Origin of the sequence: Pseudomonas sp. TNT2022 ID642 (assembly GCF_028656995.1) — a bacterium.
In the GTDB taxonomy this organism is placed as follows: Bacteria; Pseudomonadota; Gammaproteobacteria; order Pseudomonadales; family Pseudomonadaceae; genus Aquipseudomonas.
Window position 1 is genome coordinate 141,173 of record NZ_JAMDGW010000019.1, and the last position, 16,527, is coordinate 157,699.

Here is a 16,527-nt window from a genome sequence, read left to right on the forward strand (position 1 = left end):
TTGGCAAACAAGTTATCCACATAGCCACCCACAGCAAATGGGGGTAACTGTGGATGACTGGGAAAATAACTCGCTGATTTGTGAAGAAAAATCGTGACTTATCCAGAAGGACGGTTTGCAAGGCGCATTGGTTGTTTTTTGATCACATCTTTGTAAGCCACGTTTTTCGTGGCTTGCAGAGGATGGCAAACACGTTATCCACAGAAGCGCCAACAGAGATCGGGGGTAACTTTGCCGTATCTGTGGAAAAGCGTTGGAGGCTGTGTGAAATCGAGGTTTGCGCGGGAATTAAGTGCGGAAACTGACGAATTGACTGTTTTTTGATCACATCTTCGCAAGCCACGTTTTGTATGGCTTTCAGACGATAGCGAACATCTTATCCACAGAAGCGCCAACAGAGATTGGGGGCAACTTGTTCAGTTATCCTGCCGAAAAAGCTCTGAAAATCCGTGACTTAGTCTGGTTGTTTTTTGATCGGATGGCTGTAGGGCTTGATGGGCGTGGGGTCTAGAGAGGGGCGAACATGTTATCCACAGATCCGCCAACAGGGATTGTGGGTAAACAGCCCCCCTCACCCCAGCCCTCTCCCTCCGGGAGAGGGAGCCGACCCAGGTGTATTGGAAATATGCAGCGACATGCGACTTATGCGGTGTCCTTAGCTTGGCCAAACCTGAGTTCGCGCAGATCTTTCAGGTCGATGTAACGCTTGAGTACGCCACCGTAGATCCCCTCTCCCTCTGGGAGAGGGCTAGGGTGAGGGGCTTTTCAGCGAACCACACCTTCTTCAATCAGCAACTTGAGAATCGCTTCAGCCCCGGCCTGTGCAGTAACACCTTTGAGCACCTGCCCTCCGCCGCCACTGGCCTTGGCCGTCGCGGCCTTCATCCGGTCTGCCCCGCTTTTGGCCTTGATCACCTTCAAGCGTTTCGGCCGCGGCTTGGCCGCTTGCAAGGTGGCAACCGCGAGCAACTCATCGTCCACCACTTCGACATCTTCAGCCTGCAAAACACCCCGTCGCGCCGGTCCATAAGCACTCTGCCGAGGTTTCGGCGCAGCGTTATCCACAGTCGCCAGAAACGGCAGTTTCACCTTCAACCGCCGCCGCTGCCCACGCGGCAACGCTTGCAGCACCAACGCCGAACCGTCATTGATCGACTCGACCTGCGCCAGCCCCACTACCAACGGCCAGCCCAGACCTTCGGCGAGCAAAAACGGCAGCATCCCCGAACCTTCGCCGGTTTCCGCCTGGCTGCCGGTCAGCACCACCTGCGCACCGGCATCGCGCAGATACGCGGTCAGCGCTGGCAGCGCATCGGCGCCAGCCGGTTGCTCCAGCACATGCATCTGCTCAAGACCCATACCCAGATAGGCGCGCAACGCCGGTTCCGCAATGTCCCCGGCATGCAGCACTTGCAGGTTATCCCCCGCCAATTGCAAACCGAGTTCCACGGCGCGCGCGTCCTGATCAGCACGGCGTGGCCGCCCGGAAGTCGGGTGAGCGCCGATGGAAACCAGACTGATAACTTTCGTGTTCATAGCGTTTCCTTAAGCCGCATCGCGCTTGGCTTCGTTGCGGTAAGCCGCCACCGCCTCGATCAACGCTTGCAGAATCTCTGCGCTTTCTCCAATTACCGAGAGGTCGGCGCGCTTGATCATGTCGCAGCCCGGGTCGAGATTGATCGCCACCACCTTGTCGCAAGCACCAATACCTTGCAGGTGCTGGATCGCACCAGAGATACCCACAGCCACATAAACCCGTGCGGTGACCCAGGTGCCGGACGCGCCGACCTGGCGATCACGCGCCATGAAGCCATCGTCGACGGCGACCCGCGAAGCGCCTTCGGTCGCGCCAAGTACAGCGGCCGTTTCGTGGAACAATGCCCAGTCCTTGACGCCGTTGCCGCCGGAGAAAATGAATTCGGCTTCGGCCATCGGAATCGCTGCCGGGTCGACCGCCACAGCGCCAAGATCTTCGATCCGCGACAAGCTGCGCGCAACGCTTGTGGATAACTCCACCGGCAACGCTTCATGTCGGGTTTCGCTGACCGGCTCGGCGCATTCGGCGGCCGCCAGAATCAACCGCGCGACCGGACGTGCGAGGTCTTGCAAGCCCGCGCCTGCGCGGCCAATACATTCCTGATCCTTGACCTGCCAGACCCTTGTCGCCGGGCGTTCACCCAGTGCCGCGGCAAAGCGCCGGCCGAGTTCACCGCCACCGCTGCGGCTGTCGGGCAGCAGCCAATGGCGCGGATTGAACTGGTTATCCACAGCGCGCAAACCTTGCACCCGTTGCTCCGGTGCATAACCGCTGAATTCCTCGCCTTCGAGTACCAGCAAGCGATCGACGCCAGCGGTCGCGAAAGCGTTTTCCTTGTGCTCGCCAAAGACCACCGCCAACACCGCACCGTCCTGGCCGGCGAGTTGATGGGCGAGGCCGAGCAAATCACGGTCGTGACTGCTCAAGCGGCCGCCGACCATGTCCGGCACCACGGTGATATAGAACGCCGGGGCCGGCACTTGATGCAGCGGCAGTTGCACTTCCACAGCAGCCGAACGTTTGACCGCCCCGCCCTGTTGCGCGCCGCTGCGGTCAATACGCTTGATGCCGTTGGGGCCGATAAAACCGATGCCATGCAGGTTCTTGCGGATGATGCCGTTGGGCCCCATCCAGCTGTGTTGCGCCGGTTGCATGGCCGCGTGCAGCGGGTGCAGGCGGTTACGCGCAATCCATTCGGCGCGTGGGTCGCGGCGGATAATGTCGCTCATCAGTGGGCCTCCGCAGGTTCACGTTTGGCCGGGGTGGCAGGCTTGTTCGGCGCGGCGTCTTCGAGCAGCGCGTCGGCCACCAGTTCGGCGATGTCCTTGATCAGCGGACGCGGTTCGACCACGCCTTCGAGCATTGCCGTGCACTGTGGACAACCCACCGCCACCAGTTCGGCGCCGGTCTCGCGAATGTCTTCCATGCGCATATCAGGAATCCGCTGCTTGCCCGGAATGTCGGTGATCGGCGCCCCGCCACCGCCGCCGCAGCAGCGCGAACGGAAGCCGGAACGTTGCATCTCTTTGACTTCAATACCGAGCGCACGCAGTACTTCACGCGGCGCCTCATACTCGCCGTTGTAGCGGCCGAGGTAGCACGGATCGTGATAGGTCACGCTGTTGCCTTTGTGCTGCCCGAGGTTGAGCGCGCCGGCCTGGATGATTTCTGCCATGTAGGTGCTGTGGTGCTGCACCAGGTAGTTGCCGTCGAACGCGCCGTACTCGTTTTTCAACACATGGAAGCTATGCGGATCGCAGGTAACGATGCGGTTGAAGCTGTATTTGGCCAGGGTCTGGATGTTGCGCTTGGCGAGCAACTGGAAGGTCGCTTCATCGCCCAGACGACGGGCCACGTCGCCGCTGTCACGCTCTTCGAGACCGAGCACGGCGAAGTCGATTTTCGCCGCTTTCAGCACTTTGACGAACGCGCGCAAGGTGCGCTGGTTGCGCATGTCGAATGCGCCGTCGCCGACCCAGAACAGCACGTCGGTGGATTTCTTTTCACTGAGCAGGTTGAGGTTCAGGTCCGCCGCCCAGTTCATCCGCCCGCCCGGTGCAAATCCGCCAGGGTTGTCGGTGGCAATCAGATTTTCGAGGACTTCGGCGCCCTTGTTCGGCGTCGCGCCTTTTTCCAGGGTCAGGTGACGGCGCATGTCGACGATGGCGTCGACGTGCTCGATCATCATCGGACATTCCTCAACGCAGGCACGGCAGGTAGTGCACGACCACAGGGTTTCGGCGTCGACCAAGCCGTTGACGATCGGTTGATGTGGATTACCGCTATGTTCGCCTACAGGTTTGCCCGGATACGGGCTGCCGGCGAACTTGGCATCGGTACCGCCAGCGAGGCCGACGACCATGTCCTGAATCAGCTTTTTCGGGTTCAGTGGCTGGCCGGCAGCGAAGGCCGGGCACGCCGCTTCGCACTTGCCGCACTGCACGCAGGCGTCGAAACCGAGCAACTGGTTCCAGGTGAAATCCTTGGGTTTCTCAACACCCAGCGGAGCACTCGGATCGTTCAGATCCAAAGGTTTCAAACCCGTGGAACGACCACCGCCAAAACGCTCGGCGCGGCGGTGCCAAGCCAAATGCAACGCACCGGCGAAGGCGTGTTTCATCGGCCCGCCCCAGGTCATGCCGAAAAACAGCTCCGACACGCCCCACAGCACGCCAATCCCGAGAATGACCGCGAGTACCCAGCCGCCGAAGTTCTCCGGCAGAATCCCGGCCACCGGCAAGGTCAGCAGAAAGAACGACGCCGAGAACGCCAGCAGGCTTTTCGGCAGGCGCATCCACGGGCCTTTCGACAGCCGCGCGGGCGGGTTGCGCCGACGCAGATAAACGAAGATCGCGCCGACGAACATCACTGCCGTCATCAGCAGCAAGGCGTAACCGAGGATACGGTTGTGCAGGCCGAAACCGTGCACCAGCAGCGCCAGCACAATCGACGCCACCGCACCGCCGGCCGTGGCCACGTGGGTGTTGGCGATGTATTTGTCCCGCGCCACGACATGGTGCAAATCGACCATGTAGCGCTTGGGCATGGCCAACAGGCCGCCGATCAGATCGACCTTCGAGGCCCGGCCCCGACGCCACATCGCTACCCGCCGCAACGCGCCGAGGACACCAAGGCCGATAGCTGCGAACAACAGGATTGGAAGAAGGGTGTTCAACATGGTGAAGCTCCCACCAGTACAACCTGGAGAAACACGGCGTTCAATGATCGTTCCCACGCTCTGCGTGGGAATGCATCCCGGGACGCTCCGCGTCCCAAGCGGACGCAGAGCGTCCATTGCGGCATTCCCACGCAGAGCGCGGGAACGATCGGTTCACTAGCCCTTAGAAATCCTTGCAGAGCCGCAGGGCGTCGTAAATCGCGGCGTGCGTGTTGCGCTGCGCCACGCAGTCGCCGATGCGGAACAGCAAGTAGCCGTCGCCCGCCTCGCTCAGCGAAGGTTGCGGCTGGATCGCGAACAACGCTTCGACGTCGATCTGGCCCTTGTTGCGCGAACCCTCTTTGAGCGCGTAGTAGATTTCCTCATCCGGACGCACGCCGTTTTCCACCACCACCTGATCGACCACCCGCTCCTCTTTCGCGCCGGTGTATTCGTTCTCCAGTACCGCGACCAGTTTGTCGCCTTCGCGGTAGACCTTTTCCAGCATCATGTCGCCGGTCATGATCACTTCTTTCGGGTACATGCTGCGGTAGTAGGTCGGGAACGACGTACCGCCGATGGCCACGCCCGGTTTGATGTCGTCGGTGACAATCTCGACCTGGCTGCCTTTGTCGGCGAGGAAGTCAGCAACCGACATCCCGGTGAACTCGCAAATGGTGTCGTAGACCAGCACGTTCTTGCCCGGCGCGACCTTGCCGTCGAGCACGTCCCAGCTGCTGACCACCAGCCCTTCAGCGGCACCCCAGTGTTCGTTCTGCTCCAGGTACGGATGCCCGCCGACCGCCAGCACCACCACGTCTGGACGCAGATCCATGATGGTGTCGGCATCAGCTGCCGTGCCCAGGCGCAAATCGACTTTCAGCCGCGCCAGTTCCAGTTGGAACCAACGGGTAATACCGGCGATCTGGTCACGCTGCGGCGCTTTCGATGCGGTGGTGATCTGCCCGCCGATGAATTCCTTCTTCTCGAACAGGGTCACGTCGTGGCCACGCTCGGCAGCAACCCGTGCCGCTTCCATCCCGGCAGGGCCGGCACCGACGATGACCACCTTGCGTTTCGGCCCGGTGGATTTCTCGATGATGTGCGGCACGCCCATGTATTCACGGGACGTTGCGGCGTTCTGGATGCACAACACGTCGAGCCCCTGATACTGGCGGTCGATGCAATAGTTGGCGCCGACGCACTGTTTGATCTGGTCGATCTGGCCCATCTTGATCTTGGCGATCAGGTGCGGGTCAGCGATGTGCGCGCGGGTCATGCCGACCATGTCGACGTAACCGCCTTCAAGAATCCGCGTGGCCTGGTTCGGGTCCTTGATGTTCTGTGCGTGCAGCACCGGCACCTTGACCACTTCCTTGATCCCGGCGGCCAGATGCAGGAACGGCTCCGGTGGATAACTCATGTTCGGAATCACGTTGGCCAGGGTGTTGTGGGTGTCACAACCCGAGCCGACGACGCCGATGAAATCGAGCATGCCAGTGTCGTCGTAATACTTGGCGATCTGCTTCATGTCCTCGTGGGACAAGCCGTCCGGGTGGAACTCGTCACCGCACAGACGCATGCCCACGCAGAAGTCGTCACCGACCTCGGCGCGCACGGCTTTCAGTACTTCCAGACCGAACTTCATCCGGCCTTCGAAGGTGCCGCCCCATTCGTCAGTACGCTTGTTGACGCGCGGACTCCAGAACTGGTCGATCATGTGCTGGTGCACTGCCGACAGCTCAACGCCGTCGAGGCCACCGGCCTTGGCCCGCCGCGCGGCCTGGGCGTAGTTGCCGATCACCCGCCAGATTTCTTCCGGCTCGATGGTTTTGCAGGTGGCGCGGTGCACCGGTTCACGGATGCCAGACGGCGACATCAGCGTCGGCCAGTTGAAGCCGTCCCAGCGCGAGCGCCGGCCCATGTGGGTAATCTGAATCATGATCTTGGCGCCATGCTTGTGCATGGCGTCGGCCAGATTCTGGAAATGTGGAATGATGCGGTCGGTGGACAAATTCACCGAGCTCCACCATTCCTGCGGGCTGTCGATGGCGACCACAGAGGAGCCACCACAGATCGCCAGGCCGATGCCGCCCTTGGCTTTCTCTTCGTAATACTTGACGTAGCGGTCGGTGGTCATGCCACCGTCCGTCGCGTAGACCTCAGCGTGCGCGGTGCTGAGCACGCGGTTGCGGATGGTCAGTTTGCCGATCTGGATCGGCTGGAACATTGCTTCGAAAGCCATGGCGGGTTCCTCGACTTACAACGGCTTGACGGTGAACAGGCCGTCGTCGTGGCCTTCTTCGGAGCCACCGTAGACTTGCTCGGCGACGGTGCGAATCTTGCTGCCGCGCGCCTCAAGAATCTGATCCATGGCCCCGGCAAACCAACCGGTGAACATGTAATCGACCTTGCGCCCGACCTTGCCGTACACATAGACGAATGCCGAGTGTTCGAGCTTGACGCTGGCGGTGCCTTTGTCGAGGTCGATGTCCTGGATCTTGAACAGGCCCCAGCCGCGTTGCGACAGACGCTTCATGTAGTGCTCGAACACCGCGACGCCTTCCAGGCCGTGGCATTCAGCTTCTTTCTCGCACCAGTGCCAGGCGGATTTGTAGCCGGCCTTGTAGAGGATCTCGGCGTAGGCATCAGCGCCCAAAACTTCCTCGATGCCCATGTGGTTGTTGACGAAGAAGTGACGCGGTACGTACAGCATCGGCAGGGCGTCAGAGGTCCAGACACCGGTCTCGCTGTCGACTTCGATTGGCAATTGCGGGGCGATCTTGGCCATGGAAACTTAACTCCAGAAAAATAGTGGATTCAGTGGTGACCGCTGCCCTCACCCCAGCCCTCTCCCACAGGAGAGGGGGCAGATCGGCGGCGGTCTTGAGTCAGCGTTACTCGCCCCAGACGTCTTTGAGGACGTTCACCCAGTTTTCGCCCATGATCTTGCGCACCACGCGCTCGGAATGGCCGCGCTTGAGCAGGGTTTCGGTCAGGTTCGGGAACTCGCCGACGGTGCGGATACCCAGCGGGTTGATGATCTTGCCGAAGCTGGTCAGACGGCGGGCGTAGCCCTTGTCGTGGGTCAGGTATTCGAAGAAGTCCTGGCCATGGCCTTGGGTGAAGTCGGTGCCGATACCGATGGCGTCTTCGCCGACGATGTTCATCACGTATTCGATCGCTTCGGCGTAGTCGTCGATGGTCGAATCGATGCCCTTGGCGAGGAACGGCGCGAACATGGTCACGCCGACAAAACCGCCGTGATCGGCAATGAACTTCAGTTCTTCATCGGACTTGTTGCGCGGGTGCTCTTTAAGACCCGACGGCAGGCAGTGGGAATAGCAGACCGGTTTTTTCGATTCGAGGATGACTTCTTCGGACGTCTTCGAGCCGACGTGGGACAGGTCGCACATGACGCCAACGCGGTTCATCTCGGCGACGATTTCGCGACCGAAACCCGACAGGCCGCCGTCACGCTCGTAGCAACCGGTGCCGACCAGGTTCTGGGTGTTGTAGCACATCTGCACGATGCCGACGCCGAGCTGCTTGAACACCTCGACATAGCCGATCTGGTCTTCAAACGCGTGAGCATTCTGGAAGCCGAAGAGGATGCCGGTCTTGCCTTGTTCCTTGGCGCGACGGATGTCGGCAGTGGTGCGCACTGGCATCACCAGGTCGCTGTTTTCGCGGATCAGCTTCTGGCTGGCAGCGATGTTGTTCACGGTCGCCTGAAAGCCTTCCCACACCGACACCGTGCAGTTGGCCGCCGTCAGACCGCCCTTGCGCATGTCTTCAAACAGCTCGCGGTTCCATTTGGCAATGATCAGACCGTCGATAACGATGCTGTCGGCGTGTAATTCGGCTGGGCTCATCAGGCGTCCCCTTATTGGCGATTCATGCGCCGAATCGTCTGCCGGCGCTTTGGGGCCAGCATATGCCTCGGTGCCGGGGCGACCGGGTGCAAAAACGACAGGGGAATTGCCGAAAGCGTCAATCCGCGACAAAGGGTCAAGATAGCGAGGTGCCATGAGCACCTGTCATTTACCTTCCCCATGCGCGAGAATTCATTACATTGAAGTGCCCGAACACATTCTTTCTCAAAGGACGCGCTGGATGCTGACCTCAATCCATCAGGATGGAAAAACGCTTCATCTTAAAACGAAAACATGCACAAACCTCTTCGATATCGATTCGATGTCACTATTGATCGGACCTAATGGTTCGGGAAAAACTCGCTTTCTGCAGCGCACTATTGAAAGTTTTCTCGTAGACGACGCACCAACTCCTTCCAAAAATTGCCGGCTAAGTATCGACTTCAAACCCCGAACAAATCCCAGACAGTTTTCTGAAAAATGGAGCCTGGTTTATTTCAACCCACTCCCACTTCGAACAGAATTCAGGGATCAACTCAACTTCACAAACGCATCATTTGAAAAAAACACAAACCTGTTTGATCTAATAAAACACAATAAAATACTTGAAGGATTCGGCCTAGAGGTTAAACTTTTTGCCGAACTTCGCCCAAACGTGCAAAAAATCATGGAGCTATTCTCCATCGCTGTAGCCGACAACAGAAAATTCCTGCATAAAGAAATAGCTCACCATCCAATCGTAAAGATGCTGAGTGACACAATAATTAAGAGAAAGAATATTTCTGACTTCGATGCAAACCAGAAGCAAGTTGAAGAAATTGAAAACAGACATTTTACTTTACTAAATGAATTAGCAAACCAATTACGCCTCGATTTTGAAAAATCTGCAAATAGGCGCGCAAAAAATGGAACACAGTTTCTGACTGCTGTCCTTTCAGTCGTTCAACATATGATTGAACAAAAAACACATTCCATTCAAAAAATAGTCGCATTTGCAACCGCACACATTCACTCCAAGCTTATAGACTCACACTCTTACCCGAATGAAGACATCAACGATAGCAACCTCTTACTTTTAAACGTACTCCAGATATTGCGCACTCTTCCCTTCATAGAAGATAAGCACGAGCCCCTTCACTGCGCCAGCGCGATAAATCCTGTGAAGCACAGAAAACTTTTTGAACAGTCAGCAATGACGCCAATTTTCACTATTCGACTCCCGGGCATGAGTTCAGGTCAAGAGGCAATTATCACTCAAATAAATTCGATCTATAGCGCACTTAAAAAAACGAAAGAAAAACGCAACATCTTACTCATGATTGATGAAGGCGATGCTTTCCTACACTTGGCTTGGCAGCGGAGGTATATCTGGCAGATGAATAGTTTCCTCAGCCAGTGCAAAAAAGAGCTCGAAATAGAAAACTTGCAACTTATTATAGCCACTCACTCACCGCTGCTAATGTCGGACATACCTCGAGAGTTCGTCTGTGAATTAGAAGAGCCTGAAGACAACATTTTTTTTTCCGATATTGAGAAAAAACAACCTGAGGCCGCTAATGAGGACGTATTTGGGGGAGGCCCTCCTTCACAATCACCCTCATTTGCAGCGCCCATACATGCCATACTAAACCTCGCTTTTGAATCCAGTACGATTGGTGAGTTCGCTACGAGAACGATCAACAAAACTATAAAAAACTTGAAATCCGGACAATTTACTGCTCGGGACAGATATTTAATTTCCATTGTTGACGACCCTATTATCAAGCGTGAGCTTCAATCAATGATTCCCAACGGGGATCATTCATGATTATATCTATGCCGGACAACTGGAAAACCGCAGAGTCCATACACGAGCAGTTTCTAAAAGATAAAATTGAAGACTTTCTTGACAACAACACACCACCTGCCAAAAGCAAGCATAGCAAACCTTTCATCGAACTCACCAAAAAATCAATATTATCTAGCAGTCAGAATCAATATTTATGGTCCATAAGTGAACTCAACGATATAAAAAGCAAAATCACCACAAAAGATTATCGACGCCTTATAAATGATCTAAATTCGGTCTTCAATTACAAGGCCTTCTCAGAAAAGAAAAAAATAAAATGGGACGCTTACAAATTATGCGAGCACTCCAAACTACGCACCTGCCCATACTGCAATTACAGTTATGCCATGACTCTATTCAAAGGAAAAGACGGCGTATTAAGACCGACTCTTGATCACTTTTACCCTAAATCGATTTACCCACACCTTGCACTTTCACTGGCCAATCTGATCCCTAGCTGCAACGCCTGTAATTCCTCCCTGAAGGGTGACGTCGACTTTTTCAAAATTTCACACTTACATCCTTACTTCGATAAGGAAGTTATCACATTCGAATGCTGTCACGAAAAACTGGATATTGTAGAAATCATCGGAAATTTTGAAAGAATAAAGCCCTATCTAAAAATTAAACTTAATGCACCGAAACACTGCTGCACAACTCAAAATAGCCTTTCGCTGTTCCGCCTGGAACAGCGCTATAGTCGTTTACGTCAGGAGGGGACAGACTTCATAGCCACTCACCTACAGATTGAATCGCTGCTTGGTAACCAAACACTTAGTGGACGAAAAGGTTCTGGCGACAAACTTGACTTCAAAAATCTGACACTAAGAACGCGATTACTTCGCTTTGACAAAATGAAATACAAATCTTATTTATTAGGAAAAATGTATGCAGACCTGCACAATCAATTTGATAGAGACCTGGAGAAAATTATTTAATCCAAAACCCCGTATCAACATGAACTATGCGTTGGACTCTCAGCACAAGTGGACGCCATCCTTTTTCTCCGCAAGAATACTGAGAAAACCATTCAAAGAACTCTAAGATGGCGCCAACTCTCCCATCGAAACCAAGCGACAGGCACATGTCCCTTAAAGCTCTCTGTTCATAACCTCTCTCATGAGACAGAATTCGCTTCATTTTTAGACACATTGGAAAAGGTGGCGGTGCAATGAAATCGATCTTCCTGGCCCTGGCCCTGATTGTGACCGGCGTACACGCCGCCGAAGAGTCCGACAACAACCCGTGCGACGCGGTGGAAAACGACATCCAGACCCTGGAATGCTCAACGTACAGCCGCAGCACCGCCGAAGACCTGCTCAAGGACAACTACGCCAGCCTCAACGAACGCATGCAGACTGCGTACGGCAAAAACGCCACGCAACTGGCGGATATCACCGCCAAGCTCAAGACCGCCCAGCAACAATGGCTGAAGACGCGGGACGCGGATTGCGCGGTGGAAGCGTTCCCGGCGACGGCGGGCAGCAAGGCCTTCACGATTGCGCAGAATGACTGCGTGGCGCGGATGAGTGATGAACGGTCGGAGTTTTTGGAGTCGATTGGGCAGGAATAGTCCTCAAAATTTGAAGGAAAATTGGCACTGCTTTCTGCAATTGCCTCGTGAATCTCTTCTTCTTACGGCACATGCCGACTTCGCCTACACCTATTGCGTGAAAGCCCCGATCTACGGGCGCTTCACGCAATATCCTGACAACTGTTCTTGATTGGCCACCTTAAAAATATAAGTAAAGATTCGCGAATCTTATAAAAGACTTATATTCTTCCATGAACAGCATCCACTGGACACGAAAGGCCGTTAAGCAACTCTTGAAATTGCACTCTGTGCATCAGGTACAGGTTCGAGATGCCGTTACGGCGCTTGCCGACATGCCTGATGTGGGCAATGTCAAAGCACTGATTGGCCATGACTACGCCTACCGCCTGCGTGTCGGTAATTATCGAGTCATGTTCGACTGGGATGGCGCAATCAAAGTGGTCAGTATTAAAGAGGTCAAGAAACGCGATGAACGCACCTACTGACATCCAAATCATCAACGACGCCGAGGGCAACCCCGCCTTCGTCGTCATTCCCTACGCGCAGTACGTCGCGCAGAAAATGCAGCCCGATCTGATTCCCCATGAAGTGGTCAGTCGGATGGTCGACGGAGCGACACCGATCCGTGCCTGGCGCGAATATCTAAACCTGACTCAGGAAGAAGTCGCTAAACGCATGGGCATTTCGCAACCGGCGTTTGCCCAGCAGGAAACAGTCGCCAAGCCACGCAAGGCCACTCGCGAGAAAATTGCGTCCGCGTTCGGCATCACCGCCAATCAGCTAGAGCTGTAAGCTGCCCTCTTCACTTCAAGGAATTCCCCATGAACATCTGCGGCATCGAAATCAAAGGCAGCGAAGCGATCATCGCCGTGGCCGCTCTCGACGGTTCGGCCTTGAGCCACATTCCCCTCGCCACCAAGAAGATCGCCCTCGAAGACGATGACGACGCGGCCAACGTGAAGCTGTTCGCGGCGCAGGTGGCGTCGTTTGTGCGGGAGAATTCGGTTGACCGGATTGCGATCAAGAAGCGCAGCAAGAAGGGTGAGTTTGCCGGTGGGCCGACCACTTTCAAGATTGAGGGGGTTTTGCAGTTGCTCGATGGCTGTGAGGTGACGTTGTTGTCGCCGCAGACGATCAATGCGCAGGCGAAAAAGCATAATTTCGAGCTGCCGGGGACGTTGAACAAGTATCAGCATGAGGCTTATAAAGCCGCGTGTTCGGCGTTGGTGAAGAAGTAACCAACAGCAAGATCAAAAGATCGCAGCCTTCGGCAGCTCCTACATTGGAATGCATTTCCCTGTAGGAGCTGCCGAAGGCTGCGATCTTTTGATTTTATGCCTGGGCGGTACGCCGGTCTTCGCGCGGGCAGCGGGCGAATTTTGCGCGGTAGCTGCGGGTGAAGTACGACGGTGATTCGAAGCCGCAGGCGATGCTGACTTCGAGCACGCTCATGTCGGTCTGGCGCAACAGTTGCCGGGCCTTTTCCAGCCTCAACCGTAGATAGAAATTGCTCGGCGTATCGTTCAGGTGCAACCGAAACAAGCGTTCCAGTTGCCGCCGTGTCACTTTGATCGATTCCGCCAATTGCAGCGTGGTCAGCGGCGGTTCGCTGTGTTGCTCCATCTCGCCGATGACCTGCACCAGTTTCTTGTTGTTGATCCCGTAACGCGTGGCGACTTCCATACGCTGGTGGTCTTTGCGCGGACGAATGCGGCCCAGCACGAATTGTTCACTGACCTGAATCGCCAGTTGCGGGCCATGGGCCTGGGCGATCAGATCGAGCATTAAATCGATGGAGGCCGTGCCGCCCGCTGAAGTGATGCGCCGGCGGTCGATCTCGAACAGCTCCTGCGTCACGCTGAGCTGTGGATAAGATTCCTTGAAGGCGTCAATGGCTTCCCAGTGCAGGGTCAGGCGATGGCCCTCGAGCAAACCGGCTTCAGCGAGGACAAAACTGCCAGTGTCGATGGCGCCAAGTGTGACGCCTTCGTTATCCAGCCGCCGCAACCAGTGTTCAAGGGTTGGCGTGGCGAACTTCAGCGGTTCAAACCCGGCCACCACCAACAACGTCGCGCCTTTCTTCAGCGGCTCCAGTGCCGCGTCGGCGTTGACCGACATGCCATTGCTCGCCAGCACCGCCCCGCCGTCGGCGCTGAGCACATGCCAACGATACAGCTCGCCACGAAAGCGGTTGGCCACGCGTAGCGGTTCGATTGCGGAAATAAAGCCAATGGCGGAGAACCCCGGCATCAGCAAAAAGTAGAAATCCTGAGACATGGCGCCCTCGGTCGACGGGTAGCGTGGCTCGTTGATACGCCGATTGTCGTCGGCGTTCAAGCGCACAGGTCGCTACAGTGCAAATGCCAGTCGCCGCAGTGCGCTTTTACGGGGGCATAGCTGCGTAACTTGGCATCACCGGCGCATCAGACGCCGGGAACCACAATAAACGACCTGCCGAGGAACCCGACATGAAACGACTGATCAGCAGCTGTGTTCTTGCACTCAGCGGTACCGCTTTCTTGAGCGCCAGCGTCATGGCGGCCGAACCCGCCTCGTGCCAGAACGTGCGCATGGGCGTGGTCAACTGGACCGACGTGATCGCCACCAGTGCCATGACCCAGGTCCTGCTCGACGGCCTCGGCTACAACACCAAACAGACCAGCGCGTCCCAGCAAATCATCTTCGCCGGGATCCGCGATCAGCGCCTGGACCTGTTCCTCGGTTACTGGAACCCGTTGATGACCCAGACCATTACCCCGTTCGTCGTCGCCAATCAGGTCAAAGTCCTTGATGCACCGAGCCTGAAAGATGCCCGCGCCACCCTCGCGGTGCCGACTTATCTGGCCGACAAAGGCCTGAAAACCTTCGCCGATATTGCCAAGTTTGAAAAAGAACTGGGCGGCAAGATTTACGGCATCGAGCCAGGCTCGGGCGCCAACACGCAGATCAAGGCGATGATCGCCAAGAACCAGTTCGGCCTCGGCAAGTTCCAACTGGTCGAATCCAGTGAGGCTGGCATGCTCGCCGCCGTCGACCGCGCCGTACGCCGCAAAGAGGCCGTGGTGTTCTTCGGCTGGGCGCCGCACCCGATGAACGTCAATGTGAAGATGACTTACCTGACCGGCAGCGACGACGCCCTCGGCCCGAACGAAGGCATGGCCACCGTGTGGACCGTCACCGCGCCGAAATACGCCGAACAGTGCCCGAACATTGGTCGCTTGCTGACCAACCTGACCTTCACCGCCGAGGACGAGAGCCGGATGATGCAGCCGCTGCTCGATCACAAGGACGCTTTCGAATCGGCCAAGCAATGGCTCAAGGATCACCCGGAAGACAAGCAGCGCTGGCTGGAAGGTGTGACCACCTTCGATGGCAAACCGGCCGCTGAGAACCTGCAGCTGACCAGCAAATAACCCTCTCATTTAAAAGCCCCTCACCCTAGCCCTCTCCCAAAGGGAGAGGGAACCGGACGAAGCTCGCAGCCCCGAAACGGGCTGCGGACAGACCCATCACGCCTGAAGGAAACCGCACCATGAACCACGACGTCATCATCACCTGCGCACTCACCGGTGCTGGCGACACGACCGCCAAGAGCCCGCACGTGCCGGTCACCCCGAAACAAATTGCTGCTGCTGCGGTGGAAGCGGCCAAGGCCGGCGCCACGGTTGTGCACTGCCATGTGCGCGATCCGCAGACCGGCAAGTTCAGCCGTGACGTGGCGCTGTACCGCGAAGTGATGGAGCGCATTCGCGAGGCGGACGTCGACATCATCGTCAACCTCACCGCTGGTATGGGCGGCGACCTGGAAATCGGCGCCGGCGAGAACCCGATGGAGTTCGGTCCGAACACCGATCTGGTCGGCCCGCTGACCCGTCTCGCCCACGTTGAAGAGTTGTTGCCGGAAATCTGCACCCTCGATTGCGGCACGCTGAACTTCGGCGATGGCGACACCATTTACGTCTCCACCCCGGCGCAACTGCGTGCCGGTGCCAAGCGCATCACCGAATTGGGCGTGAAGGCCGAACTGGAGATTTTCGACACTGGGCACCTGTGGTTTGCCAAGCAGATGATCAAGGAAGGTTTGCTCGATAACCCGTTGTTCCAGCTGTGTCTGGGGATTCCATGGGGTGCGCCGGCAGACACCACCACGATGAAAGCCATGGTCGATAACTTGCCGGCGGATGCGGTGTGGGCCGGTTTCGGGATTGGCCGGATGCAGATGCCGATGGCGGCGCAAGCGGTGCTATTGGGCGGCAACGTGCGGGTCGGGCTGGAAGACAACCTGTGGCTGGACAAGGGTGTGCTGGCGACCAACGGCCAATTGGTCGAACGCGCCACCGAGATCCTCAGCCGCCTCGGCGCCCGCGTGCTGACCCCGGCAGAGGGCCGCAAGAAAATGGGCCTGACCCAGCGCGGCTGACCCTCAGCTCAAAGAATGGGCTCTGACTGCCCCCAATCTCACCTGTAGGAGCTGCCGAAGGCTGCGATCTTTTGACTTTGATTTTTAGAAGCAAGATCAAAAGATCGCAGCCTTCGGCAGCTCCTACAGGGATCACCTTACTCGGGAAAAATCCA

General features: G+C 56.7%; 15 protein-coding genes. 8 read left to right on the forward strand and 7 right to left on the reverse strand.

What is annotated here, in order from left to right:
- Window positions 1-765: 765 nt before the first annotated feature.
- The 6 genes from etfB to M5G26_RS18855 all read right to left on the reverse strand — a co-directional run bounded on the left by etfB (window position 766) and on the right by M5G26_RS18855 (window position 8,569).
- Complete coding sequence (gene etfB, locus M5G26_RS18830) at window positions 766-1,536, reverse strand: electron transfer flavoprotein subunit beta (RefSeq protein WP_273916206.1); 771 nt, start codon at window positions 1,534-1,536, stop codon at window positions 766-768.
- Between the two features lie 9 nt (window positions 1,537-1,545).
- The gene (etfA, locus tag M5G26_RS18835) at window positions 1,546-2,766 is read right to left on the reverse strand and encodes an electron transfer flavoprotein subunit alpha (RefSeq protein ID WP_273916207.1); all 1,221 of its coding nucleotides are present in this window, start codon (window positions 2,764-2,766) and stop codon (window positions 1,546-1,548) included.
- Window positions 2,766-4,715, reverse strand: coding sequence for a dimethylglycine demethylation protein DgcB (dgcB, locus tag M5G26_RS18840; protein ID WP_223027362.1), 1,950 nt, complete (start codon window positions 4,713-4,715; stop codon window positions 2,766-2,768). Before dgcB ends, etfA begins: the two co-directional genes overlap by 1 nt.
- A 163-nt stretch (window positions 4,716-4,878) precedes the next feature.
- Window positions 4,879-6,939 (reverse strand): dimethylglycine demethylation protein DgcA, encoded by a 2,061-nt coding sequence (gene dgcA, locus M5G26_RS18845; RefSeq protein WP_016983627.1) that lies wholly within the window; start codon window positions 6,937-6,939, stop codon window positions 4,879-4,881.
- 15 nt (window positions 6,940-6,954) lie between these two features.
- Window positions 6,955-7,485 (reverse strand): DUF5943 domain-containing protein, encoded by a 531-nt coding sequence (locus M5G26_RS18850; protein WP_005792152.1) that lies wholly within the window; start codon window positions 7,483-7,485, stop codon window positions 6,955-6,957.
- 106 nt (window positions 7,486-7,591) lie between these two features.
- On the reverse strand, window positions 7,592-8,569 hold the full coding sequence (locus tag M5G26_RS18855) for a dipeptidase (protein ID WP_007911246.1): 978 nt from the start codon (window positions 8,567-8,569) through the stop codon (window positions 7,592-7,594).
- Between the two features lie 241 nt (window positions 8,570-8,810).
- Between M5G26_RS18855 and M5G26_RS18860 the strand changes: the two genes are divergently transcribed.
- From M5G26_RS18860 to M5G26_RS18885, 6 genes are all read left to right on the forward strand, one after another.
- On the forward strand, window positions 8,811-10,376 hold the full coding sequence (locus tag M5G26_RS18860; RefSeq protein ID WP_273916208.1) for an AAA family ATPase: 1,566 nt from the start codon (window positions 8,811-8,813) through the stop codon (window positions 10,374-10,376).
- 8 nt (window positions 10,377-10,384) lie between these two features.
- Window positions 10,385-11,335, forward strand: coding sequence for a hypothetical protein (locus M5G26_RS18865; protein WP_102900080.1), 951 nt, complete (start codon window positions 10,385-10,387; stop codon window positions 11,333-11,335).
- A gap of 233 nt (window positions 11,336-11,568) precedes the next feature.
- Window positions 11,569-11,970, forward strand: a complete 402-nt coding sequence (locus tag M5G26_RS18870) for a lysozyme inhibitor LprI family protein (protein ID WP_102900079.1) — start codon at window positions 11,569-11,571, stop codon at window positions 11,968-11,970.
- A gap of 212 nt (window positions 11,971-12,182) precedes the next feature.
- Complete coding sequence (locus M5G26_RS18875) at window positions 12,183-12,437, forward strand: type II toxin-antitoxin system RelE family toxin (RefSeq protein ID WP_102900078.1); 255 nt, start codon at window positions 12,183-12,185, stop codon at window positions 12,435-12,437.
- On the forward strand, window positions 12,421-12,744 hold the full coding sequence (locus M5G26_RS18880; protein ID WP_102900077.1) for a helix-turn-helix domain-containing protein: 324 nt from the start codon (window positions 12,421-12,423) through the stop codon (window positions 12,742-12,744). Before M5G26_RS18875 ends, M5G26_RS18880 begins: the two co-directional genes overlap by 17 nt.
- A 29-nt stretch (window positions 12,745-12,773) precedes the next feature.
- Window positions 12,774-13,190, forward strand: coding sequence for a DUF3010 family protein (locus M5G26_RS18885; protein WP_273916209.1), 417 nt, complete (start codon window positions 12,774-12,776; stop codon window positions 13,188-13,190).
- A gap of 94 nt (window positions 13,191-13,284) precedes the next feature.
- Here the strand turns inward: M5G26_RS18885 and M5G26_RS18890 are convergent, their stop codons facing one another.
- Window positions 13,285-14,229, reverse strand: a complete 945-nt coding sequence (locus M5G26_RS18890; protein ID WP_273916329.1) for a GlxA family transcriptional regulator — start codon at window positions 14,227-14,229, stop codon at window positions 13,285-13,287.
- Window positions 14,230-14,420: 191 nt separating this feature from the next.
- On the opposite strand from M5G26_RS18890, the gene M5G26_RS18895 reads away from it, so the two are divergent.
- Both M5G26_RS18895 and M5G26_RS18900 read left to right on the forward strand, forming a co-directional pair.
- The gene (locus tag M5G26_RS18895) at window positions 14,421-15,365 is read left to right on the forward strand and encodes a choline ABC transporter substrate-binding protein (protein ID WP_273916210.1); all 945 of its coding nucleotides are present in this window, start codon (window positions 14,421-14,423) and stop codon (window positions 15,363-15,365) included.
- Window positions 15,366-15,484: 119 nt separating this feature from the next.
- Window positions 15,485-16,372 (forward strand): 3-keto-5-aminohexanoate cleavage protein, encoded by an 888-nt coding sequence (locus tag M5G26_RS18900; protein WP_016983621.1) that lies wholly within the window; start codon window positions 15,485-15,487, stop codon window positions 16,370-16,372.
- The last annotated feature ends 155 nt before the right edge of the window (window positions 16,373-16,527 follow it).